General features: G+C 55.9%; 18 protein-coding genes. 12 read left to right on the forward strand and 6 right to left on the reverse strand.

Translation table 11 applies throughout. The annotated features are described in order from the left end of the window. Nucleotides 1-14 precede the first annotated feature (14 nt). The gene (gene fes / locus OGV67_RS21730) at nucleotides 15-1,229 is read right to left on the reverse strand and encodes an enterochelin esterase (protein WP_115614979.1); all 1,215 of its coding nucleotides are present in this window, start codon (nucleotides 1,227-1,229) and stop codon (nucleotides 15-17) included. A 305-nt stretch (nucleotides 1,230-1,534) separates the two neighbouring features. Between fes and OGV67_RS21735 the strand changes: the two genes are divergently transcribed. Continuing rightward, nucleotides 1,535-3,778 (forward strand): TonB-dependent siderophore receptor, encoded by a 2,244-nt coding sequence (locus tag OGV67_RS21735; protein ID WP_286466068.1) that lies wholly within the window; start codon nucleotides 1,535-1,537, stop codon nucleotides 3,776-3,778. Between the two features lie 48 nt (nucleotides 3,779-3,826). Then, nucleotides 3,827-4,480 carry an enterobactin synthase subunit EntD gene (gene entD / locus OGV67_RS21740; protein ID WP_115614981.1) on the forward strand — a complete coding sequence of 218 codons (654 nt, stop codon included), beginning with the start codon at nucleotides 3,827-3,829 and terminating at the stop codon, nucleotides 4,478-4,480. Between the two features lie 169 nt (nucleotides 4,481-4,649). Here the strand turns inward: entD and OGV67_RS21745 are convergent, their stop codons facing one another. Next, nucleotides 4,650-6,683 (reverse strand): choline transporter, encoded by a 2,034-nt coding sequence (locus tag OGV67_RS21745; RefSeq protein ID WP_047458253.1) that lies wholly within the window; start codon nucleotides 6,681-6,683, stop codon nucleotides 4,650-4,652. A 282-nt stretch (nucleotides 6,684-6,965) separates the two neighbouring features. On the opposite strand from OGV67_RS21745, the gene betI reads away from it, so the two are divergent. The 5 genes from betI (at nucleotide 6,966) to OGV67_RS21770 (ending at nucleotide 12,273) form a co-directional block, all read left to right on the forward strand. After that, complete coding sequence (betI, locus tag OGV67_RS21750; RefSeq protein ID WP_024130562.1) at nucleotides 6,966-7,559, forward strand: transcriptional regulator BetI; 594 nt, start codon at nucleotides 6,966-6,968, stop codon at nucleotides 7,557-7,559. 13 nt (nucleotides 7,560-7,572) lie between these two features. Further along, nucleotides 7,573-9,045: a betaine-aldehyde dehydrogenase gene (gene betB / locus OGV67_RS21755; protein ID WP_286466070.1), complete on the forward strand. Its 1,473-nt coding sequence runs from the start codon at nucleotides 7,573-7,575 to the stop codon at nucleotides 9,043-9,045. 13 nt (nucleotides 9,046-9,058) lie between these two features. After that, on the forward strand, nucleotides 9,059-10,735 hold the full coding sequence (gene betA / locus OGV67_RS21760; RefSeq protein WP_012133412.1) for a choline dehydrogenase: 1,677 nt from the start codon (nucleotides 9,059-9,061) through the stop codon (nucleotides 10,733-10,735). A 105-nt stretch (nucleotides 10,736-10,840) separates the two neighbouring features. Beyond that, entirely contained in the window at nucleotides 10,841-11,959 is a 1,119-nt protein-coding gene (locus OGV67_RS21765) for a YbdK family carboxylate-amine ligase (protein WP_115614983.1), read from the forward strand. Between the two features lie 65 nt (nucleotides 11,960-12,024). After that, on the forward strand, nucleotides 12,025-12,273 hold the full coding sequence (locus OGV67_RS21770; RefSeq protein WP_012133415.1) for a DUF1158 domain-containing protein: 249 nt from the start codon (nucleotides 12,025-12,027) through the stop codon (nucleotides 12,271-12,273). Here OGV67_RS21770 and OGV67_RS21775 read toward each other — a convergent pair. Beyond that, nucleotides 12,202-13,827, reverse strand: coding sequence for an alpha/beta hydrolase-fold protein (locus OGV67_RS21775; protein ID WP_115614984.1), 1,626 nt, complete (start codon nucleotides 13,825-13,827; stop codon nucleotides 12,202-12,204). The genes OGV67_RS21770 and OGV67_RS21775 overlap by 72 nt on opposite strands. A 157-nt stretch (nucleotides 13,828-13,984) precedes the next feature. Here OGV67_RS21775 and OGV67_RS21780 point away from each other — a divergent pair, with 157 nt between their 5' ends. Further along, complete coding sequence (locus OGV67_RS21780) at nucleotides 13,985-16,129, forward strand: TonB-dependent siderophore receptor (protein ID WP_114847776.1); 2,145 nt, start codon at nucleotides 13,985-13,987, stop codon at nucleotides 16,127-16,129. A 36-nt stretch (nucleotides 16,130-16,165) separates the two neighbouring features. Here OGV67_RS21780 and OGV67_RS21785 read toward each other — a convergent pair whose 3' ends face one another. Continuing rightward, entirely contained in the window at nucleotides 16,166-16,507 is a 342-nt protein-coding gene (locus OGV67_RS21785; protein ID WP_024130566.1) for a RamA family antibiotic efflux transcriptional regulator, read from the reverse strand. Between the two features lie 29 nt (nucleotides 16,508-16,536). Next, nucleotides 16,537-17,637 (reverse strand): MBL fold metallo-hydrolase, encoded by a 1,101-nt coding sequence (locus tag OGV67_RS21790; RefSeq protein ID WP_012133420.1) that lies wholly within the window; start codon nucleotides 17,635-17,637, stop codon nucleotides 16,537-16,539. A gap of 190 nt (nucleotides 17,638-17,827) precedes the next feature. On the opposite strand from OGV67_RS21790, the gene OGV67_RS21795 reads away from it, so the two are divergent. The 3 genes from OGV67_RS21795 to nfsB all read left to right on the forward strand — a co-directional run bounded on the left by OGV67_RS21795 (nucleotide 17,828) and on the right by nfsB (nucleotide 19,551). Beyond that, the gene (locus OGV67_RS21795; protein ID WP_012133421.1) at nucleotides 17,828-18,409 is read left to right on the forward strand and encodes a TetR/AcrR family transcriptional regulator; all 582 of its coding nucleotides are present in this window, start codon (nucleotides 17,828-17,830) and stop codon (nucleotides 18,407-18,409) included. After that, a complete protein-coding gene (locus tag OGV67_RS21800) occupies nucleotides 18,409-18,777 on the forward strand; it encodes an MmcQ/YjbR family DNA-binding protein (protein WP_058668738.1) in 369 nt (122 codons plus the stop codon). Before OGV67_RS21795 ends, OGV67_RS21800 begins: the two co-directional genes overlap by 1 nt. Before the next feature lie 120 nt (nucleotides 18,778-18,897). Further along, the gene (gene nfsB, locus OGV67_RS21805) at nucleotides 18,898-19,551 is read left to right on the forward strand and encodes an oxygen-insensitive NAD(P)H nitroreductase (protein ID WP_286466077.1); all 654 of its coding nucleotides are present in this window, start codon (nucleotides 18,898-18,900) and stop codon (nucleotides 19,549-19,551) included. Between the two features lie 239 nt (nucleotides 19,552-19,790). Here nfsB and OGV67_RS21810 read toward each other — a convergent pair whose 3' ends face one another. Then, the gene (locus OGV67_RS21810) at nucleotides 19,791-20,657 is read right to left on the reverse strand and encodes a helix-turn-helix transcriptional regulator (protein ID WP_049010291.1); all 867 of its coding nucleotides are present in this window, start codon (nucleotides 20,655-20,657) and stop codon (nucleotides 19,791-19,793) included. A gap of 107 nt (nucleotides 20,658-20,764) precedes the next feature. On the opposite strand from OGV67_RS21810, the gene OGV67_RS21815 reads away from it, so the two are divergent. After that, complete coding sequence (locus OGV67_RS21815) at nucleotides 20,765-22,201, forward strand: MFS transporter (RefSeq protein ID WP_200003501.1); 1,437 nt, start codon at nucleotides 20,765-20,767, stop codon at nucleotides 22,199-22,201. Nucleotides 22,202-22,214: the final 13 nt, after the last annotated feature.

Raw genomic sequence — 22,214 nt, forward strand, 5'->3', positions numbered from 1 at the left:
TGGAAAATCGCCAGCTACAGCGTGTCGGTTAACGGTTGCCAGAGGGTCATCAACCCCTGCATTAATCCGCCACGCCAGCAAAGCGCATCATGTCCGCCGTCAACCTGACGCCAGAAAACCGACTGCTGCGTAGTGTGTAGTTGGCTGTAAAGCGCCTGATTCGCCCGGAAAATAAGCGGCTCTCTGATACCGGCCTCCAGCACGATGCGCAATCCTCTGGCGGTCAATGTGCCCGCCTTCAGCTGTTCAATAATCTCGCCTTCCCGATCTGCGCCGCGCTGCGGCCACCAGAACGATCCCGACTGGCTCAGTACGCAGCCAAAGCGCTCAGGCCAGTTCAGACCGGCATACAGCGAGGAGAGCCCGCCAAAACTCTGCCCGGCGACGATCGTCCTTTTTGCACAATCGCTGAATGGCGCAACGGTTTTCACCAGCGGCAGGAGTTCTTGTTGTACCGCCAGCCAGAAATCGGCATTGCAGGGCAGTTCACGGCTACGGTGGGGGGTATCAATGGCATCAATCAGCAGGTAGACCGCAGGAGGGAGCTGACGCTGCCGGGTCAGTGAGGTGAGCGCGGGCCAGACGGGCATGCTTTCCGCCCAAAACTGCCCGTCGAGCAGAATCGCTAGCGGACGTTCAGGTCGGGCGTCGCCGGTCGTGAACACCCACACGCGACGCGTATTGCCCAGCCGCTCGCTGCGCCATTGCAAACAAACCGGGGGAGCTGACGGATTTTCAGGCTTATCCCAGCCGGGTTGTACTGGCGCGTCAGGCATTTCCAGCGCGGAAACCGCATGGCCCCGCCCCCCCTTCCAGCTCACCGGGTTAAGAGGATCGGCAATCGCCTGCGGCAATAACTGACGCCAGCCTTCACGCAGCGTGGTTCTGTCAGGCGTTTCATCTACTGCCAGAGAAGCAAAAATATCATCGCGTTCAGAAGGGATGAAACAGTAACTGCCACGCCAGTCGGCGCTTAATGTCGTGCTCCATCGCCAGACATCCGTGCCCGCAATACGCTGCATGGATTGCGGAACCGCATTCTGATGATGGTCGGTGACGCCCGTAATGTAGACCCATACGCGGCGAATTGAAGAGCGGCTTTCCGTTCCCTGCGGATCGCGCCACCAGAAAGTCACCCGATATTTTTCGTCTGTTTCACGCTCCCATTCGGGACCGTGTTTTGACTGCCACCAGGTCTCACTTCCTGTCGTTAACGCCGTCACCGTCATAACCCCATGTTTATTGTGTAATTTTTTATTTAATGATGAAATATATTGATAATATTATTGACAACTATTTTCATTTGCAATAGCGTATTGTCGCGCCGTGGGAAGCGCGAACATTATTTCACCACCCAGGCTGGGTCTCTCATTCGTGCATTGACGCCACGTTCAAATGAGAAACACAACCTGAAACCTGCACTGCGTGCTTTTTCTGGAATGTATGGCTTTCGCAGATGCGGGCGACATCAGGCTAAACACCTCACCACGAGAGTTTGGCGCATGTGGCTAAATAAAGATAAGCAGGAAACACAATGAACAATAAGATTCATTCCCTGGCCTTACTGGTCAATCTGGGAATTTATGGGGTCGCTCTGCCTGTTATGGCGGAGGAGACCACTGATAGCGCAGCGCTTCATGAAGACACCATCGTGGTCACCGCCGCCCAGCAGAACCTCCAGGCACCGGGCGTATCGACCATTACCGCCGACGAAATCCGTAAAAATCCTCCCGCTCGCGACGTTGCCGAAATCATCCGCACCATGCCGGGCGTGAACCTGACCGGTAACTCAACCAGCGGCCAGCGCGGCAACAACCGCCAGATCGACATTCGCGGCATGGGCCCGGAAAACACCCTGATTCTGATCGACGGCAAACCGGTGACCAGCCGCAACTCCATCCGTCTGGGCTGGCGCGGCGAGCGTGACACCCGTGGCGATACCGGTTGGGTGCCGCCAGAGATGATCGAACGCATTGATGTGATTCGTGGCCCTGCGGCGGCACGTTACGGCAACGGCGCAGCGGGCGGCGTGGTAAACATCATCACCAAGAAATTCGACGATCAGTGGCACGGTTCGTGGAACACCTATCTGAATGCGCCGGAACACAAAGACGAAGGTTCCACCAAGCGCACCAACTTTAGCCTGAGCGGCCCGCTGGGCGGCGAATTCAGCTTCCGCATGTACGGCAACCTGGATAAAACTCAGGCCGACGCCTGGGACATCAACCAGGGCCACCAGTCTGAGCGTACCGGCGCCCACGCCAACACCCTGCCAGCAGGTCGTGAAGGGGTTGAAAACAAAGATATTAATGGTGTCGTACGTTGGGATTTCGCGCCGATGCAGGCGCTGGAGTTTGAAGCAGGCTACAGCCGCCAGAACAACCTTTACGCGGGCGACACCCAAAATACCAATAACGACAATGCCCTGGTGAAGAAAAACTACGGTAAAGAGACTAACCGTATTTATCGCCAGAACTTCGCAGTGACCTGGAACGGCGGCTGGGATAACGGTATCACCACCAGCAACTGGGCACAGTACGAACACACCCGCAACTCGCGTCTGGGCGAAGGGCTGGCGGGCGGTCTCGAAGGGTTGTTCAACAGCGACGAATTCACCGACACCGACCTGGCCGACGTGATGTTGCACAGTGAAATTAACCTGCCGCTTGATTTCATCGTTAATCAAAACCTGACGCTGGGTACTGAGTGGAACCAGCAGCGTATGAAGGATTCCGCCTCGAATACTCAGGCTCAACAGGGCGGAGCCATCCCAGGCATGAGCGACGACCGCAGTCCGTACTCATCCGCAGAAATCTTCTCCCTGTTTGCCGAGAACAACATGGAGATAACTGACAGCACCATGCTGACCCCGGCGCTGCGCTTCGATCACCACACTATCGTCGGCAACAACTGGAGCCCGTCCCTGAACCTGTCGCAGGCGCTGGGCGATGATTTCACCCTGAAGATGGGTATCGCCCGTGCCTATAAAGCACCGAGCCTCTATCAGACCAACCCGAACTACCTGCTGTACAGCAAAGGCCAGGGTTGCTATGCAAGCTCCGATGGCGTCGGTTGCTACATGATGGGTAACGATGACCTGAAAGCGGAAACCAGCGTCAACAAAGAGATTGGTCTTGAGTGGAAACACGACGGCTGGCAGGCCGGTGTGACCTGGTTCCGTAACGACTACCGCGATAAGATTGAAGCGGGCTATGCGCCAGTCGGCCATACCTCTTCAGGTAAAGTGCAAACCGATATCTACCAGTGGGAAAACGTGCCGAAGGCCGTGGTAGAAGGTCTGGAAGGATCGTTGAATATTCCGGTCAGCGATGCGATAAACTGGACCAACAACATTACCTACATGCTACAGAGCAAGAACAAAACAACCGGCGATCGTCTGTCGATCATCCCGGAGTACACGCTGAACTCAACCCTGAGCTGGCAGGTACACCAGGATGTGTCAGTGCAGTCAACCTTCACCTGGTACGGCAAGCAGCAGCCGAAGAAATACAACTATAAGGGCCAGCCTGCTACCGGCTCTGAGAAAGATGAAGTTAGCCCGTACAGCATTGTCGGCCTGAGCGCGACCTGGGACGTAACCAAAAACGTCAGCCTGACCGGCGGCGTGGATAACGTCTTCGACAAGCGTCAATGGCGTGCGGGGAATGCCCAGACCACGGGTAACGACACGACCGGCGCTTATATGTACGGTGCAGGTGCTTACACCTACAACGAGCCGGGTCGTACATGGTACATGGGCGTTAACACGCGCTTCTGATAACGACCACCCTCTCCCTGAACGGGGAGAGGGTTTTTATGAGAAACCATGCAAACCACTTATACCGCCCTCTCTTTTTCCCGCCACAAACTTCATCTTATCGGGTTCGATATCGATAGCTTCCACGAACACGATCTGCTCTGGTTGCCGCACCATGCGCAGCTGCTTCCCGCCGGGCGAAAACGTCAGGCTGAACATTTAGCGGGACGTCTCGCCGCGTTTCATGCTCTGACTGAATATGGGCACAAAATCGTACCCGCTATCGGCGATAAACGGCAGCCCTTGTGGCCGGAAGGCCTGTTCGGCAGTATCAGCCACAGCGCCGCCACAGCGCTGGCAGTCGTCTCCCTCACTCCGGTAGGGGTTGATATCGAAGCAATCTTCACGCCTCAAACGGCGGCAGAACTCACCAGCAGTATCGTCGATAACGATGAACAACGCGTTTTACAGCACAGTTCTCTCCCTTTTCCGCTCGCGTTAACCCTGGCGTTTTCCGCTAAAGAGAGCGTCTATAAAGCGTTCTCCGATCGCGCGGCAACGTTACCGGGTTTTGCCAGCGCCAGGATCGTTTCAGTGACGAAAACACATTTAACCATGCAAATGACGTCGGCGTTTTCGCCGCAGCTTGCTGATTGCACAGTGGATATTTCGTGGCGTGAGTACGACGGTCAGGTCATTACGCTCTGCGCGTCCGTCCTGTAGAATTTGCCCGCAGCCATTGCTGACTGCGGAGCACAAGAATTGCCATAAAAGCGTATTTCGTCAGCATATATCGCCTCCATGCGAAGAAGAGACTAACAAGCCGAATTGTCGTGTTCGGGTTGTTAGCCTCAAGGTTGACGGAACTATTTTCAGAAAACGTGAGATCCGCTTACATTCCCGGGAACAACACCCCGTTGCCAGGCGCTTCACGATCCAGATGAATAAAGTTCAGATGACGTTCATACTGATCGAGAATGTCCGTAATCACCTGCTCTTTGCTGTAGTCCATCAGGTCATTTCCCTGGCTTCCTTCCAGCAGGAACGTTTCCAGCCGGTAATAGCTCGATTTGCCGCTACGCGCCCGGTAGGTAAAGCCGGGGATTGCGTACTGCTGCGGCCAGATCTGATAGATAAAGTTGCGCTCATCGCCCATATGAACCCGCAGATCCAGATGGCCAAGGTTTTCCCCTTCCTGCGGCGGCATACTTTTCAGTTCCACCGATGCGCCGCGCAGTTGCAGCTCATGGGCGACCTCTTCCATTGCCGGGAAACATACCTTCTCCATCATTTCGCGGGTATAGCGCGTTCCCGGGTAGTTCATCAGGCGCGACAGTCGTTTTTTCCAGCTCAGCCGGTCCTGCACGCCCATCGGACGCGGCGCGGTATGACGACTGGCGCTTTCCCGACGATAATCTTCAACTTTCAATGACTTATACAATCCCGCCATAATGAAGAAGATCACAAAACTAAACGGCAGCCCCATGATCACCGTCGTGTTTTGCAGCGCTGAAATCCCGTTGGTCATCAGCATCCCCAGCGTCAGCAGGCCAATCGCTACCGACCAGAAAACACGCAGCCAGGCTGGCGCATCGCTGTTGATGTCTTTCAGTTTTGAGGTGAAATTGCCCAGTACCAGCGCACCGGAGTCCGCCGATGTCACGTAGAACAACAGACCGGTGATTGTGGCGACAGACGCGCTGAAGGTGAAGGCCGGATACTGTGCCAGCAGGCTATAAAAGCCGCGCTCAGGGTGCGCCATCGCTTCTTCGGCAAAACCGGCATCGCCATGAATGATTTCATACAGCGCGCTATTGCCAAACACCGACAGCCACAGCAGGGTGAAAGTGAACGGGATAATCAACGTACCGAAGACAAACTGGCGAATGGTGCGGCCACGCGAAATACGCGCCAGGAACAGCCCGACAAACGGCGACCACGCAACCCACCACGCCCAGAAAAAGAGCGTCCAGTTGTTCATCCACTCAACCGGCCTGTCGAACGCAAAGCTGTTCAACGTCATCCCCATAAAGCGGTTAACGTAGTCGCCCACATTCAGCACCAGCGCATTGAGCAGGAATGAGGTGTCCCCCATAAACAGCACAAAGAGGATCAACCCCAGCGCCAGCAGCACATTCAGCTCCGACAGAACCCGAATGCCTTTGTCCACGCCAGAAGTCACCGAGATCGTGGCGATCACCACCGACAGCACAATCAGCGCCGCTTTGGCCGCCATTGAATCCGGGATATCAAACAGCACGCTCAGACCGTAATTGAGCTGCACCACACCAATCCCCAGCGTCGTGGCGATACCAAAGATGGTGCCGATAACCGCAGCAATATCCACACTATGCCCAATCGGCCCGTTGATGCGCTTACCGAAGATTGGATAGAGCGCTGAGCGAATGGTCAGCGGCAGGTTATAGCGATAGCTAAAGTAGCCAAGCGCCATCCCCATTAACGCATACATCGACCAACCGGTCAGGCCGTAGTGAAACAGCGTCCAGACCATCGACTGGCGGGCGGCTTCAATGGTCTGCCCTGCGCCTTCCGGCGGCTGCATATATTGGGTGACGGGCTCCGCCACCGAAAAGAACATCAGGTCGATGCCAATCCCGGCGGCGAAAAGCATTGCCGCCCAGCTTAGCAGACTAAATTCCGGCTTTGACTGCTCAGGCCCGAGCTTGACGGAACCGAAACGCGAGCAGGCAATGAATATGACAAAAACGATATAGAGCGTGGCGGCCAGCAGATAGTACCAGCCAAACGTTCTGGAGACCCAGTTCAGCGTGCGGCCGATCCAGACTGCGGAGAAATCACTAAAAAAAATGGTCGTCAGGGAAAACAACAAAATCAGTCCGGCAGACGTATAAAACACGACGGGATTGATTTTGTCCTTTTCTCTGTTCTGAGCAAGGTTCGTCATCGATTACCTCTGATTAAGTAACGGTGACTACTCTGTCGAGCAGCTAACTTTTTGAGATTCTGTAAGGTGATGGCATTTTTAACAGATTTGCAAAAATAGCCTTATTAACAGAAATGATGATATTTTCAATATATTGTTTTTATTAATTTTATCTAATATCCCATTACATTCCCCTTACCTGTTAACCGCTAAATTGATAACAATTAAGACACATTTTATATTGAACGTCCAATCAAAAAACGGTTTAATACATAACCATAACTGATGACTGGAGCGATAAAAATGCCCAAAGTGGGGATGCAAACCCTTCGTCGCAGGCAACTGATTGACGCCACCCTGGAGGCCATTAATGAAGTCGGGATGCATGACGCAACCATTGCGCAAATAGCCCGGCGAGCAGGCGTGTCGACCGGCATCATCAGTCACTATTTCAAGGATAAAAATGGATTGCTGGAAGCGACGATGCGCGACATCACCAGCCAGCTTCGCTATGCCGTCCTGCGTCGGTTGCACGCCCTTCCTGAGGCCAGCGCTGAATTGCGTTTGCGCGCCATCGTAGCGGGCAACTTTGACGACAGTCAGATAAGCCAGGCCGCGATGAAAGCCTGGCTCGCATTCTGGGCAAGCAGCATGCATCAGCCGATGCTCTACCGCCTGCAACAGGTCGCCAGCAAGCGGCTGCTGTCGAACATTGTGTACGAATTCAGACGCGAACTTCCGCGCCAGCAGGCTCAACAGGCCGGCTATGGCCTGGCGGCGCTTATCGATGGACTGTGGCTACGCGCCGCGCTGAGCGGAAAACCGTTTAATCTCAGTCTCGCTCAAGCGCTGACCACCCATTTCATCAGTCAGCATTTGCCGAACGCCACTGACTAACCGAGGAGAACCCATGCCCCGAATGGCAGAACAACAGCTTTATATTGACGGCGCATATACTGCCGCCACCAGCGGTCGCACCTTTGAGACGATCAATCCCGCTAACGGCGAGGTACTGGCTACCGTACAGGCCGCAGGCCGCGACGATGTCGATCGCGCCGTGAAAAGCGCGCAGCGTGGGCAAAAAATGTGGGCCGCGATGAGCGCAATGGCGCGCTCGCGAATCCTGCGTCGGGCAGTTGATATTCTGCGTGAACGCAATGACGAGCTGGCGCAACTGGAAACGCTCGATACCGGTAAACCACTGAGCGAAACCGCCAGCGTGGACATCGCCACCGGCGCAGACGTGCTTGAGTATTACGCCGGGCTGATCCCTGCCCTGGAAGGCAGCCAGATCCCGCTACGCGAGACGTCATTCGTCTACACCCGTCGCGAGCCGCTGGGCGTGGTGGCCGGGATCGGCGCATGGAACTACCCCATTCAAATCGCCCTGTGGAAATCCGCTCCGGCGCTGGCGGCAGGCAATGCCATGATCTTCAAACCCAGTGAAGTCACGCCGCTAACCGCGTTAAAACTGGCGGAAATCTACAGCGAAGCCGGTCTCCCGGACGGCGTGTTCAACGTGCTGCCAGGCACCGGCGCGGAAATAGGGCAGTTCCTGACGGAACATCCTGATATCGCCAAAATCTCCTTCACCGGCGGCGTCGCCAGCGGCAAGAAAGTGATGGCCAATTCAGCGGCTTCATCGCTGAAAGAGGTGACGATGGAGCTGGGCGGCAAATCACCGCTGATTATCTTTGACGACGCGAACCCCGACCTCGCGGCGGATATCGCCATGATGGCGAACTTCTTCAGCTCCGGCCAGGTCTGCACCAACGGCACGCGCGTATTCATTCCGGCGCACATGAAAAGCGCCTTCGAGCAAAAAATTCTGGCGCGCGTAAACCGCATTCGCGCAGGCGATCTGTCTGACCCGGCAACCAATTTTGGCCCACTGGTGAGCTTCCCCCATCGCGACAACGTTCTGCGCTATATCGCCAGCGGAAAAGCGGAAGGCGCAACGCTGCTTTGCGGCGGCGACGTATTAAAAGGCGAAGCGTTTGATAACGGCGCCTGGGTCGCCCCCACCGTATTCACCGACTGCCGGGATGAGATGACCATCGTACGCGAAGAAATTTTCGGCCCGGTGATGTCCATTCTGACCTACGAAAACGAAGAAGAGGCGATCCGCCGCGCCAATAACACCGATTACGGACTGGCCGCCGGGGTAGTGACAGCCGATCTCAACCGCGCTCATCGCGCAATCCACCAGCTTGAAGCGGGAATCTGCTGGATCAATACCTGGGGGGAATCTCCTGCTGAAATGCCGGTCGGCGGCTATAAGCATTCCGGTATTGGTCGCGAGAACGGCATCATGACGCTGCAAAGCTACACCCAGGTGAAGTCCATCCAGGTTGAGATGGGTCAGTTTCAATCCATATTTTAACCAGGAGGTTTGTTTGCATTTTGACTACATCATTATTGGCGCCGGTTCGGCGGGCAACGTACTGGCAACACGGCTGACCGAAGACAGCGACACCACCGTGTTGCTGCTGGAAGCGGGCGGCCCGGACTACCGTGCGGATTTCCGCACCCAGATGCCTGCTGCGTTGGCGTTTCCGCTACAGGGTAAACGTTATAACTGGGCGTATGAGACCGAACCGGAGCCGCATATGAACTACCGCCGCATGGAGTGCGGCCGTGGTAAAGGGCTGGGCGGCTCATCGCTGATTAACGGCATGTGTTACATTCGCGGCAACGCGATGGATCTCGACAACTGGGCGCAGGAGCCAGGCCTCGAACACTGGAGTTACCTCAACTGCCTGCCCTATTACCGCAAGGCGGAAACCCGTGATATCGGCCCCAACGACTACCACGGCGGCGACGGCCCGGTAAGCGTCGCCACGCCAAAGCACAATAACAACCCACTGTTCCATGCGATGATAGAAGCAGGCGTCCAGGCGGGATATCCACGTACCGACGACCTCAACGGCTATCAGCAGGAGGGGTTTGGGCCGATGGACAGAACCGTGACGCCGCAAGGACGACGCGCCAGTACGGCACGCGGGTATCTCGATCAGGCCAAAGGTCGGCCGAATCTGACCATCATCACCCATGCGCTGACCGACCATATTCTATTCGAAGGTAAAAAAGCGTCAGGCGTTGAGTGGCTGGAAGGCGACAGCACCATCCCGACCCGGGCGATGGCGCGTAAAGAGGTGTTGCTGTGCGCGGGCGCCATTGCGTCGCCGCAAATCCTGCAACGCTCCGGCGTGGGTGACGCATCGCTACTGAAAGCGTTTGATATTCCGCTGGTGCACCACCTGCCGGGCGTGGGTGAAAACTTGCAGGACCATCTGGAGATGTATCTACAGTATGAGTGCAAAGAACCCGTCTCTCTCTACCCGGCGTTGCAATGGTGGAACCAGCCGAAAATTGGCGCTGAGTGGTTATTTGGCGGCACCGGCGTGGGCGCCAGCAACCATTTTGAGGCAGGTGGATTTATCCGCAGCAGCGAAGCGTTTAGCTGGCCGAATATTCAGTATCACTTCCTGCCGGTGGCGATTAATTACAACGGCTCGAATGCGGTGAAAGAGCACGGTTTTCAGTGCCATGTCGGTTCAATGCGCTCACCCAGCCGTGGACATGTGCACATTAAATCGCGCGATCCGCGCGAGCATCCGGCCATTCTGTTTAACTATATGTCTACCGGGCAGGACTGGCAGGAGTTCCGCGATGCCATACGCATCACGCGTGAAATCATCAACCAGCCTGCGCTGGACAAATACCGTGGACGCGAAATCAGCCCCGGCATTACGTGCCAGACCGACGAACAGCTGGATGCGTTTGTGCGCGACCACGCGGAGACCGCGTTTCATCCTTGCGGCACCTGCAAGATGGGTTACGACGAAATGGCGGTAGTCGACGGCGAAGGCCGGGTTCACGGCGTGGAAAATCTGCGCGTGGTGGACGCCTCCATTATGCCGCAAATTATCACCGGCAACCTGAACGCCACCACTATTATGATCGGCGAGAAGATGGCCGATGCGATTCGTGGCCGCGAACCGCTGGCAAAGAGCACCGCGAGCTATTACGTCGCAGGTGATGCGCCCGTGCGTCAGCCGCCGCTGCGTTAATCCCGCCTCTTTTTCCCGCTCTGCTGCTGAGCGGGAAAAGACCACGCCCCCCTCCTCCTCCCTGACATCTATACTCAACGCAACGCCCTGACAAAAGAGAACGTTATGCCGCTACCCGATTTTCACGTTTCCGAACCGTTTACGCTGGGAATTGAACTGGAAATGCAGGTGGTCAATCCGCCGGGTTACGATTTAAGCCAGGACTCTTCCACCCTGATTGACGCCGTCAAATCCCAGCTCACCGCCGGAGAAGTGAAGCACGATATCACCGAAAGCATGCTTGAGATGGCGACGGGAGTCTGCCGCAACATTGACCAGGCGGCGGCGCAGTTCTCCGCCATGCAGCAGGTGATTTTGCAGGCTGCCGCAGACCACCATCTTGAAATCTGCGGCGGGGGTACGCACCCTTTTCAAAAGTGGCAGCGCCAGGAGGTGTGCGACAATGCGCGCTACCAGCGTACGCTGGAAAACTTCGGTTATCTGATTCAGCAGGCGACGGTATTTGGTCAGCACGTCCATATTGGATGCGCGAACGGTGATGACGCTATCTACCTCCTGCATGGTCTGTCGCGCTTTGTTCCTCACTTTATTGCGCTGGCGGCGGCATCGCCGTATATGCAAGGGTCAGATACCCATTTTTCCAGCGCCCGGCTGAATATCTTCTCAAGCTTTCCTGATAACGGCCCGATGCCGTGGGCCAGCAACTGGCAGGAATGTGAAGGGCTGTTCCGCCGCCTCGCGTACACCAGCATGATCGACAGCATCAAAGATCTGCACTGGGATATCCGTCCCAGCCCTCACTTCGGCACGGTAGAAGTTCGGGTAATGGATACGCCTCTGACCCTTGCTCATGCGGTCAATATCGCGGGGCTGATTCAGGCGACGGCCCACTGGCTGCTGACCGAGCGCCCGTTCAGGCATCAGGAGCGGGATTATCTGCTGTACAAATTCAACCGCTTTCAGGCCTGTCGGTATGGTCTGGAGGGAACATTGACCGATGTCCACACCGGCGACCATCACCTGCTGTCTGATGACACGCTGCGCCTGCTGGAGAATGTCGCCTCCTCCGCAGATAACGTCGGCGCCGCCAGCGCCATTAACGCTCTGCGCCTACAGGTGAAAAACGGGCTGAATGAAGCGCGGCAGATGCGGGAGTTTGTGACGGATGGCGGCTCACTAATTGGGCTGGTGAAAAAACATTGCGAGATCTGGGCGGGTCAGTAGGCGACGATTTGCGTTAGCCGGCGATATCCCGGACAATGGCTTTTTAACTCAAGTTTAACAATGCCATGAAACACCCGCTTGAATCGTTGATGACCGCTGCTGGCATCCTGCTGATGGCTTTTCTCTCCTGCCTGCTGCTGCCAGTGCCCTCGCCTGGCATGGTGCTGGCGCAAAAGCTGGTTGCGACCTTCCATTTAATGGATCTCAACCAGCTTTACACCCTGCTGTTTTGCCTGTGGTTTTTAACGCTTGGCGCTCTCGAATATTTCGTGATCCGCTTTATCTGGCGTCGCTGGTTTTCGCTGGCTGACTAAGCCGGTGAAATCCCGCATACCGTGAACCAGCGCTTCACACCACGCGGCGTAATCGTGTCCGCTTGACCACGGATGAAAACTCACCGGATAGCCTTTTTCACGTAGTACCTGCGCAAATTCCAGCGTGTTGCGATAAATACCGCCGTCCGGGCCTTTGGTTTCAAAGCGGCCAGCCTGCAACCAGAAGCGGACAGGATAACGCGGCGAATTCTGGTACTGACGCGTCAGCCAGCTGGCCTCCTCGTCTTTTGGCGCCCACCAGTACGAACCGGATAAACTCAGCACGTTGCCGAACAGACGCGGATAGCGCAACGCGACCCAGGATGACGCCAGCCCGCCATAGCTGGAGCCCGCCAGCACCGTTTTTTGTCGTTGCGTAGTCACCCCCTGCTGACGCAGCCAGGGCAATAATTCATGCGCCATAAAGTCGGCAAAATCAGGGTTCGGCGGCAACTCTTTCGCCCGTCTGGCGTGATCGAGCGTATCAATAAACACCACGTTTATCGGCGGCAGTTGATGGCGCGCGATCAGCCCATCCAGCACGCGATCGATATGGTAATCATCAAGATACGTTTTGCCGTCAAACAGCATCAGCGTCCAGCGTGCCGGTTGCGCGCTGTGTGGGCGATAAATCGCAATTTCACGACTGTTGCCCAGACGTTCGCTGAACAATGTTTTGCGCGTAAGCGAACCGTAACGAACAGGCTGCGCGGTAGCTTGCGCAGAGCAAAAGCGCGCGGGACTCAGATCGAGAAGGGAAAACTGATTCCAGCGATCGGCATACTTCTCGCCAAGCGTCAGCGGGTTAAGCGGATCTCTCTGCGCGCTGACCAGAATCGCCCGCCGCTGATCGCGCGGCGAACCGTTCACCAACGGAACATCCGGCGCCAGTTTGTACTGCATTACCGTATCCGCAGGCACCACATAGCTGCGGAACCAGACGTCGGAATCGCCCAGGCGGAACAGAGGATCGTGATCGCCTGCCGGAGAACCGAGAATAAAAACGTTCTGCTTCGCACCGCGCCACAGAAACGTAACCCGCTTATGGCTGTCGTCAACCGGCTCCACCAGCGGCGTGCCGTTGCGCTGTAGATCCTGCCAGAAATGGGCGGTTCCGGCGCCTGCCGCCAGCGCTTTTTCCAGTTGCTGCAAGGTTGGGCTGACGGGAGCGACGCGCTGTATTTTCGGCAGCGGTGTGGTCTCTTTCATCTGCCATGTAAACCGCCAGCGAGCGCCCTCATTACCGTGCAACACCAGCGAGGTGGCCTGTTGTACCGGCAAAGAAAACAACAGCTGATGCTCGCCATCGGCCGGGCCGCCTTCCAGTAAAGTACGGATGCGACGGTTCTGGCCGTCCAGCAAACGAGCATCGGTAATCCCCGACAGGGTGGCCGAAACATAATTTTCACTCAGCGCGGGAAGCACAAAGCAGATCTCGCCGCTGGCATCAAATTTCCCCTGCTGCTCTCCCTGAACGGAGGGCGTCGAACACGGCATCGCCTGAGCCGACATCGTCCCCAGCCCAACCACCAAACCACTCCATGCCATCTTCATTAACGGTGCTTTCCTGATGAAATTTGTTAACAACGCTAATGCAAATGGTAATGATTTGCAATAACATCTGTCACGTTTAATGAGGATGGCAGTCCGGCATTTGTCTGACAGGACGACCGGACAATTTCAGGTATGGCATAGAAAAGGATGCTAAATGATATTTAAAAATAACAAGATAATGCAGCTCTGGGTTCTCAGTCTGGCGACCGTCAGTACGACGACGTTTGCCAAAACGCAGGAGGAGACCATTCTGGTGACGCAAGGCGTCAGCCAGGAACCCACTGCGCCGGTGAAGGGAATGGTGGCGACCAAAACCCTGTCGGCAACCAAAACCTCCGCGGAGCTGGTAAAAACGCCGCAGTCCGTCTCCGTCGTTACCCGCGACCAGATGGACGCGCTGGACGCCACCTCCGTCTCCCAGGCGCTGCGCTACACCGCCGGGGCATTTACGGAGTATCGCGGCTCATCCAACCGTAACGATGAAGTGTTTGTACGCGGCTTCAGCTACGTTCCTAAATTCCTTGATGGTCTGAGCTTTGGCGCAACGGCGTCATCGCAAACCGGCACCGTTGATCCGTGGCTGCTGGAGCGGGTAGAGCTGGTACGCGGCCCGGCTTCGGTTCTGTTTGGCCAGGTGAACCCCGGCGGGCTTATCAGCATGACCAGCAAACGCCCCACCAGCGAACCGATTCATAAGGTTCAGTTCAGCACCGGTAATCGCGATCTGGCGGAAGGCGCATTTGATTTCGGCGGCCCGCTGAGCGATGACGGCCGGGTACTGTATCGCCTGAACGGGATCGCCCGCACTCAGCATAACCAGGTTGAAGACTATAAAGATTCGCGCGTCGCGATTGCTCCGGCTATCACCTGGTATCCAAACGATCAGACCCGTTTCACGCTGCTGACCAGCTACCAGAAAGATCCCGATGCGGGCTACCGTAACTTCCTGCCTGCTTACGGCACCGTCACCAGCGCTAACGGAAAATATATTCCGCTCGATTTTAACGTCAGCGATCCTGATTACGATCAGTCGTGGCGTGAGCAGACGATGGTGGGTTATGAGTTTGAACATCAGTTCAACGACATGATGACCTTCCGCCAGAACGCCCGCTATGCCAGCATCAAGCAAAAATACCGCTATCTGGTTTACTTCAACAGCAAACCGGAAAGCACGCTGCTCAGCCGTCGCGCCCAGCATGAGGAGCGCACGACCAATGAGTTTGGCATTGATAACCAACTGGAAGCACAGTTTGCGACCGCGCAGATGAACCATACGCTGCTCGGCGGGCTGGATTACAAGTCCAGCAACGACAAGCAACTGTTAATGCGCGGTTCCGGCTCGCAGTACGATATGGACTGGACGCACCCGGTTTATGGCGTAAACGTCGATGAAAGCACCTTCAGCACCGCCAGCCACGAACAGCAGAACCTCGATCAGATGGGCCTCTATTTGCAGGATCAGATGAGCTGGAACAACTGGGAGCTGCTGCTCTCCGGGCGCTATGACTGGACGGAAGTTCGCACCACCGATTACATCAACAGTGAGAAAACGCAGCAGAACGACAACAAGTTCACCTGGCGTACCGGCTTGCTGTATGCCTTTGATTTCGGCCTCTCGCCGTACATCAGCTACAGCACCTCGTATGAGCCTAATCTGCAAACCAACCGCGCGCCGGGCAGCGCGCCGTTTAAACCCACTACCGGTAAACAAACCGAAGTGGGCGTGAAGTATCAGCCGGTGGATAACACGCTGATGTCGCTGGCGTTATACGATCTCAAACAGAGCAATGTGTCCACTTACAACAGCACGCTGGGCTGGTTCGAAAACGCAGGGGAAGTGCGTTCCAAAGGCGTGGAAGCGGAAATTCACTCTTCACTGTGGGATAGCGTCAACCTGATTGGCTCGTATACCTACACGGATGCGGAAACCGTCAACACCACGGTAGCGGGTACGGAAGGGAAAACCCCTGCCCGTATTCCTGCTCACATGGCTTCCGCCTTCGCCAGTTATACCTTCCCCGGCGGCCCGCTGAAAAGCCTGACGACCGGCGTGGGCGTGCGCTACATCGGCACCAGCTACGGCGATGCGAAAAACACCTTTAAAGTGCCGGCGGTGGATCTGTATGACGCGATGGTGAGCTACGAACTGGGAGAACTGAACAGCAGCCTGAAAGGCGCAGCCGTACAGTTTAATGTCAATAATATCGCCGATACGAAATACGTAGCCTCTTGCGCCAGCGACACCGCCTGCTTCTATGGCGTAGGTCGTACGGTTACGGCAACAGTGAGCTATTCCTGGTAAGAAAGATTCCCGGCAGCCAGGCGCTGCCGGGGAAACTCAGTGCGTACGGCTGTGATTCTCTTTACGGTAGGCACCCGGCGGCTGATTAAAGGTTCGGGTGAAGATCCGCGTAAAGGTCTGCTGCGAATCAAAACCGTACTTCAGGCAGATGTCATACACCCTTTGGTCGGTATCGCGTAAATCACGCGCCGCCAGCCGCAGCTTACGCTCCCGGATATAGCGCCCCAGACTCTCCCCTTTGTACTGCATAAACAGGCGTTGCAGATGCCATTTGGAGTACCCGGCGTGGCGGGCAATATCATCAATGCGCAACGGTTGATTTAAATTATCATCAATCCACTCGACAATAGTGTCGATTACCTGAGCGGAAATGGTCATCGTGCTCTCCCCCTCCGAAAAATGGTCGCTTATTCCCACCAGGCCGTAAACTGCTGGGTCGGATCGGCCAACATCACCGGTTCTCCCAGCGTCGGCGTCAGCAGGCGGTAGCGTTTATGACGACTCGCCAGCGCCAGACGTTTATACGGATCGTCCCAACTGTGTTTCGCCAGGACAAAACGCCCGGCATGACCGGGTAAAATCGCTTTTGCGCGCAGGTCCTGCGCCGCCTGCGCGGTCTCTTCCGGCATCATGTGAATGTATCGCCAGTCCCGGTCGTACTGACCGTTTTCCATGATGGCCAGATCGACTGAGCCGAACTGTTCTCCAATCGCCTTAAAATGCGGCCCGTAACCGGAATCCCCGCTGTAATAAACCTTCTGTTCAGGCGTCTCAAACATAAAACTCGCCCACAGCGTCTGGTTACGTTTGAGCCCCCGACCAGAAAAATGGCGCGCGGGCAGGACGTGGATCAGCAGCGCGTCATCGATCCTGACGGACTGGTTCCAGTCGCGCTCGTCGATAATCCCGCCATTCATGCCCCAGTAGCGCAAATGCGATCCCACACCCAGCGGCGTAATGACCCGCTTAATCTTCGGCATCAGCGCTTTGATGGTGGCGTAGTCCAGATGGTCATAGTGATCGTGCGAGATGATCAGCAGGTCGATCTCCGGCATATTTTGCGCCGTCCAGGGGTAGTCTCCGGCAAAGGCTTTATTCAGAAACGAAAACGGCGCGGCATAGCTGCTGAATACCGGGTCGATCAGAATGCGTTTTCCCGCCAGTTGCAGATACCAGGAGGAATGGCCCAGCCAGATGAGCGTGTCCCGATCGCGCGGTACGCTGGCGAGATCGGTGTTTACCAGCGGCAACGGCTGGGCAGGCCGCGCATTTTCACGTTTAGCGACCAGAAACTCCCACCATGCGGCGAGCATCCCCTTATCCCCGGTGTAACCGGGAGTGGGTAATTGATTATGAAACTGTCCATCACGATAGTGTGGAGACTGTTCCACCAGGCTCAGTTGAGCGCCCTGCGGCACCTGACCAAACCCGGCGTTAAGGACAAACGGCAGACTCGCTGTAGAAGCAATAAGCATAATAACAACCACACAAATTGTGAGACGCTTCATATCCTGATCCGAAAACGCGCCCCTTTCCGCTGGTTTGCGCGACTGTCACTTGATTATGAGTGAGTAAGCACTCATTATAGAAAGCGAAGGAATCTCGTCAAGATGATTTTCAATCTTTGACATTCACCGTTGCGGCGCTGCAAAGAGCGTGTTTCAATCGTGTTTTTTACATCATTAAGGGTAAAGTGTAGTGGCTCGTCCGAAGAGTGAAGACAAAAAACTGGCGTTACTGGAAGCCGCAACAAAAGCGATCGCGCAATCCGGCATTGCCGCCTCCACCGCCGTCATTGCTCGCAACGCAGGTGTTGCTGAGGGAACATTGTTTCGCTATTTCGCGACAAAAGATGACTTAATCAACGAGCTTTATCTGCATTTGAAGCAGGATCTCTGCCAGTCGATGATGGCGAATCTGGACCGTTCAATCACCGACACCAGAACCATGACGCACTTCATCTGGAACAGCTACATCAACTGGGGCCTGAACAACACTAACGGACACCGCACCATCCGCCAGCTTGCGGTTAGTGAGAAAATCACGAAAGAAACCGAGCAACTGGCGGACGATATGTTCCCGGAACTGCGCGATCTCTGCCATCGTTCGGTTCTGCCCATTTTCATGTCTGACGAATACCGCGCCTTTGGCGATGCCCTGTTCCTCACCCTGGCGGAAACCACGATGGAATTTGCCGCCCGCGATCCGGCCCACGCAAATGAGTACATCTCGCTGGGTTTTGAAGCGATGTGGCGCGCCCTCACCCGCGAGGAAAAATAATGGACGGCCAGACGCTGCACCGTTGTGCGAAACGCATCGCGCTCGAACTGCCTTTCACCGAACACTGCTGGCCGTTCGGCCCAGAGTTTGATGTCTTTAAAGTTGGCGGCAAGATATTCATGATCGTTTCAGAACAACGCGGCCGTCGGTTTGTGAACCTGAAATCCGATCCACAGAAATCCCTGTTAAATCAGCAGATTTACCGCAGTATTGAACCCGGTTACCACATGAACAAAAAACACTGGATTTCCGTTTACGCAGGAGACGATATCACGCCGTCGCTGCTTGCCGACCTGATCGGCGACTCCTGGAATCTGGTGGTGGATGGTCTGGCTAAAAAAGATCAAAAACGTCTGCGCCCCACCTGATTTATCGTTGATATCGATAAGTGTTTTCGCATTTTTCTCTCTTATCTTTTATGCGCTAACCCTGTACCCTGCTGGCACGAAAACGCACCCGCAGGGTATTAAAAAACATCAGGAGTATTTATGGATATCGTTTCTGTCGCCTTAAAACGCTACTCCACTAAGGCGTTCGATCCCAGCAAACAACTGACCGCAGACGAAGCGGAAAAACTCAAAACATTGCTGCAATATAGCCCTTCCAGCACCAACTCTCAGCCGTGGCATTTCATCGTCGCCAGTACCGAAGAAGGGAAAGCGCGCGTTGCGAAATCCGCCGCCGGTAATTTCGTGTTTAACGAGCGCAAAATGCTGGATGCTTCCCATGTCGTCGTGTTTTGCGCAGAAACCGCAATGGACGACGCCTGGCTGGATCGCGTTGTCGATCAGGAAGATGCCGATGGCCGTTTTGCCACGCCGGAAGCCAAAGCGGCAAATAACAAAGGCCGTCGCTTTTTCGCGGATCTGCACCGCCGCGACCTGAAAGATGACGATCAGTGGATGGCGAAACAGGTATACCTGAACGTTGGCAACTTCCTGCTGGGCGTCGCCGCGATGGGTCTGGACGCCGTACCGATTGAAGGCTTCGACGCCGCGGTTCTTGACGCTGAATTTGGCCTGAAAGAGAAAGGTTATACCAGCCTGGTCGTGGTGCCTGTCGGCCATCACAGCGTAGAAGATTTTAACGCTGCGCTGCCGAAATCCCGCCTGCCGCAGGAAACCACCCTGACGGAAGTCTGATTTCTTGTTATGCCGGATGGCGGCTGCGCCTTATCCGGCCTACGGAGCACGTGTTATTGTAGGCCCGGTAAGCGTAGCGCCACCGGGCGCAATGCCGGATGGCGGCTGCGCCTTATCCGGCCTACGGAGCACACGTTATTGTAGGCTCGGTAAGCGTAGCGCCACCGGGCATATCGCCTTATCCGGCCTACGGAGCATACGTTGTTGTAGGCCCGGTAAGCGTAGCGCCACCGGGCATTTTACTGCTTATCCAGCCACGCCAGCGCCTGTTCTCCGGCCTCATCCATCGGTAAATACACCAACAACCGGGAGCCGTTACGCGGTGCGGAATACCAGTACATCTGCTGCAAACTAAAACGCCCTAACCGGGGATGGAGAAAATTCTTCACCTGGTTTTCCACGCCACGCACTTCATAACGCTGATGCCATAACGCTTCAAACTCAGAAGATGCGGCGAAAAAGCGCGCCAGTTTATTTTCCCACCCCGGATCGCCACGGTGTTCCGCCATTGCCGCACGAAAATAAGAGACAAACGTCGGCAGCACGTCGCGGTTTTCTATGCGGCTGCGCCAGGTTTCGTTGGTGAGGTAGAGGTAAATACAGTTGCGATCGTCATCCGGGATCGTGGCAAAATCCACGCCCATCAGCCGACAAAAACTCTCATTCCACGCCACAATATCAAAATTGGGTTTCTGAATGCTGGCTGGCTGCGGCATCAGGCTGTCAAGCATACGACGGGTTCCCGCGCTGATCCCCTCGCACACGGTGATCTGCGTCGATTCCGGCGGCGTCAGCCCGGCCAGTACAAACAGGTGTCGGGTTTCCAGCGGGCTGCATTGCAGCGCATTCGCAACGCCAACCAGTACCGACTCAGAGGGATTCACCTCCCGCCCCTGTTCCAGCCAGGTGTACCAGGTCACGCCAACTTCCGCCAGCATCGCCACCTCTTCGCGGCGCAGACCGGGCGTTCGCCGCCGACCGACGCGCGGCAGCCCCATACGTTGCGGATCGAGGCTTTCCCGCCGGGCGCGTAAAAATGCGCCGAGCTGCTTCCGGTTGTCTGCGGGTTGCATCACCGTGGGCTCACGTCGCGTCATCACCGTCATATTACCTCCAGCATGGTAGTACCAATACCAGTATAACCAGGAACTGGTACCCGTTTAATTCTTCAGTAATGCTACGTCCATCTGTTGAATGACGCAATGGAGTTACCATGAATACGTCAGTCGTTTCACTCAGTCGCACCGGGCTATCGCTCTTGCTGACAGGCCAAATGCTGCCGCTTATTGATACATCGATTACCAACGTCGCCCTGGAGTCCATTACCCGCTCTTTACAGGCGACGACGACGCAACTGGAGTTAATTGTCGCCCTCTATGGGATAACGTTCGCGGTCTGTCTGGCGCTGGGGAGCAAGCTCGGCGATAACTACGGTCGCCGCCGCCTGTTTATGTGGGGAGTCGCATTCTTTGGCGTCGCCTCCCTGTTTTGCGGTCTGGCGAACTCTATTCACATGCTGCTGGGCGCCCGTATTTTGCAGGGGGCTGGCGCGGCGTTGATCGTGCCGCAAATTCTCGCCACGCTTCACGTCACGCTAAAAGGAAGCGCGCACGCAAAGGCCATCAGTTTGTATGGCGGTATTGGCGGCATTGCCTTTATCGTCGGTCAAATGGGCGGCGGCTGGCTGGTCTCGGCGGATATCGCCGGGCTTGGCTGGCGCAACGCATTTTTTATTAATGTCCCGGTCTGCCTTCTGGTACTGGCATTCAGCCGCCGCCACGTTCCCGAAACGGCCAGCGAAACCCGCGCCGACATCGACTGGTTGGGCACCGTCTGTCTGGCCGCCATCCTCTGCTGCCTGCTTTTTCCTATGGCGCTGGGGCCAGAAACCGGCTGGCCCTGGCAGGCTCAGGCGGCGCTATTTGCCATTCTCCCGCTGGGATGGTGGATGCGTAAAAATGCGCTCCGGCAGGAGCTGCGCCACCAGCACCCGCTTCTGCCGCCGCGCCTGTTACGGCTGACCAGCATCCGCTTCGGCATTCTGATCGCATTGCTGTTTTTTAGCGCATGGTCAGGTTTTATGTTCTGTATGGCGCTGACCCTGCAAATGGGTCTGGGGATGGCGCCGTGGGAATCCGGTAACAGCTTTATCGCCCTCGGCGCGGCCTATTTCATCTCGGCCTGCTACGCACCGCGATTGATTGCGCGCTACAGCATGGGACGTATTCTGTTGATGGGTCTGGCGATTCAGATAGTCGGCTTAGCCGGGTTAATGATGACCTTCTGGCATTCGGGCATGCAAACATCCACCTTCGCGCTGGCGCCGGCAACGGCCCTGATAGGTTATGGACAGGCGCTGATCGTGAACAGCTTTTATCGTATCGGCATGCGCGATATCAGCACGCAGGATGCCGGAGCCGGAAGCGCCATTTTAAGCACGTTGCAGCAAGCCACATTGGGGCTTGGCCCGGCGGTGCTGGGGGCGTTATTTTTGCATCTGCAACACAATAGTCACGGCGATTATACGCAGTCGGTGATCGGTTTTCTGGCCGTCGAAGCCGCCATGATGATCAGTCTGGTTCTGGCGACATTATGGTTTCGCCGCGCATTGAATATCAATGCAACCCGCCCCTGTATGACGTCAAAATAGCAAACCTGCGTCG

Source organism: Citrobacter sp. CK188, from assembly GCF_030333525.1.
In the GTDB taxonomy this organism is placed as follows: Bacteria; Pseudomonadota; Gammaproteobacteria; order Enterobacterales; family Enterobacteriaceae; genus Citrobacter_B; species Citrobacter_B koseri.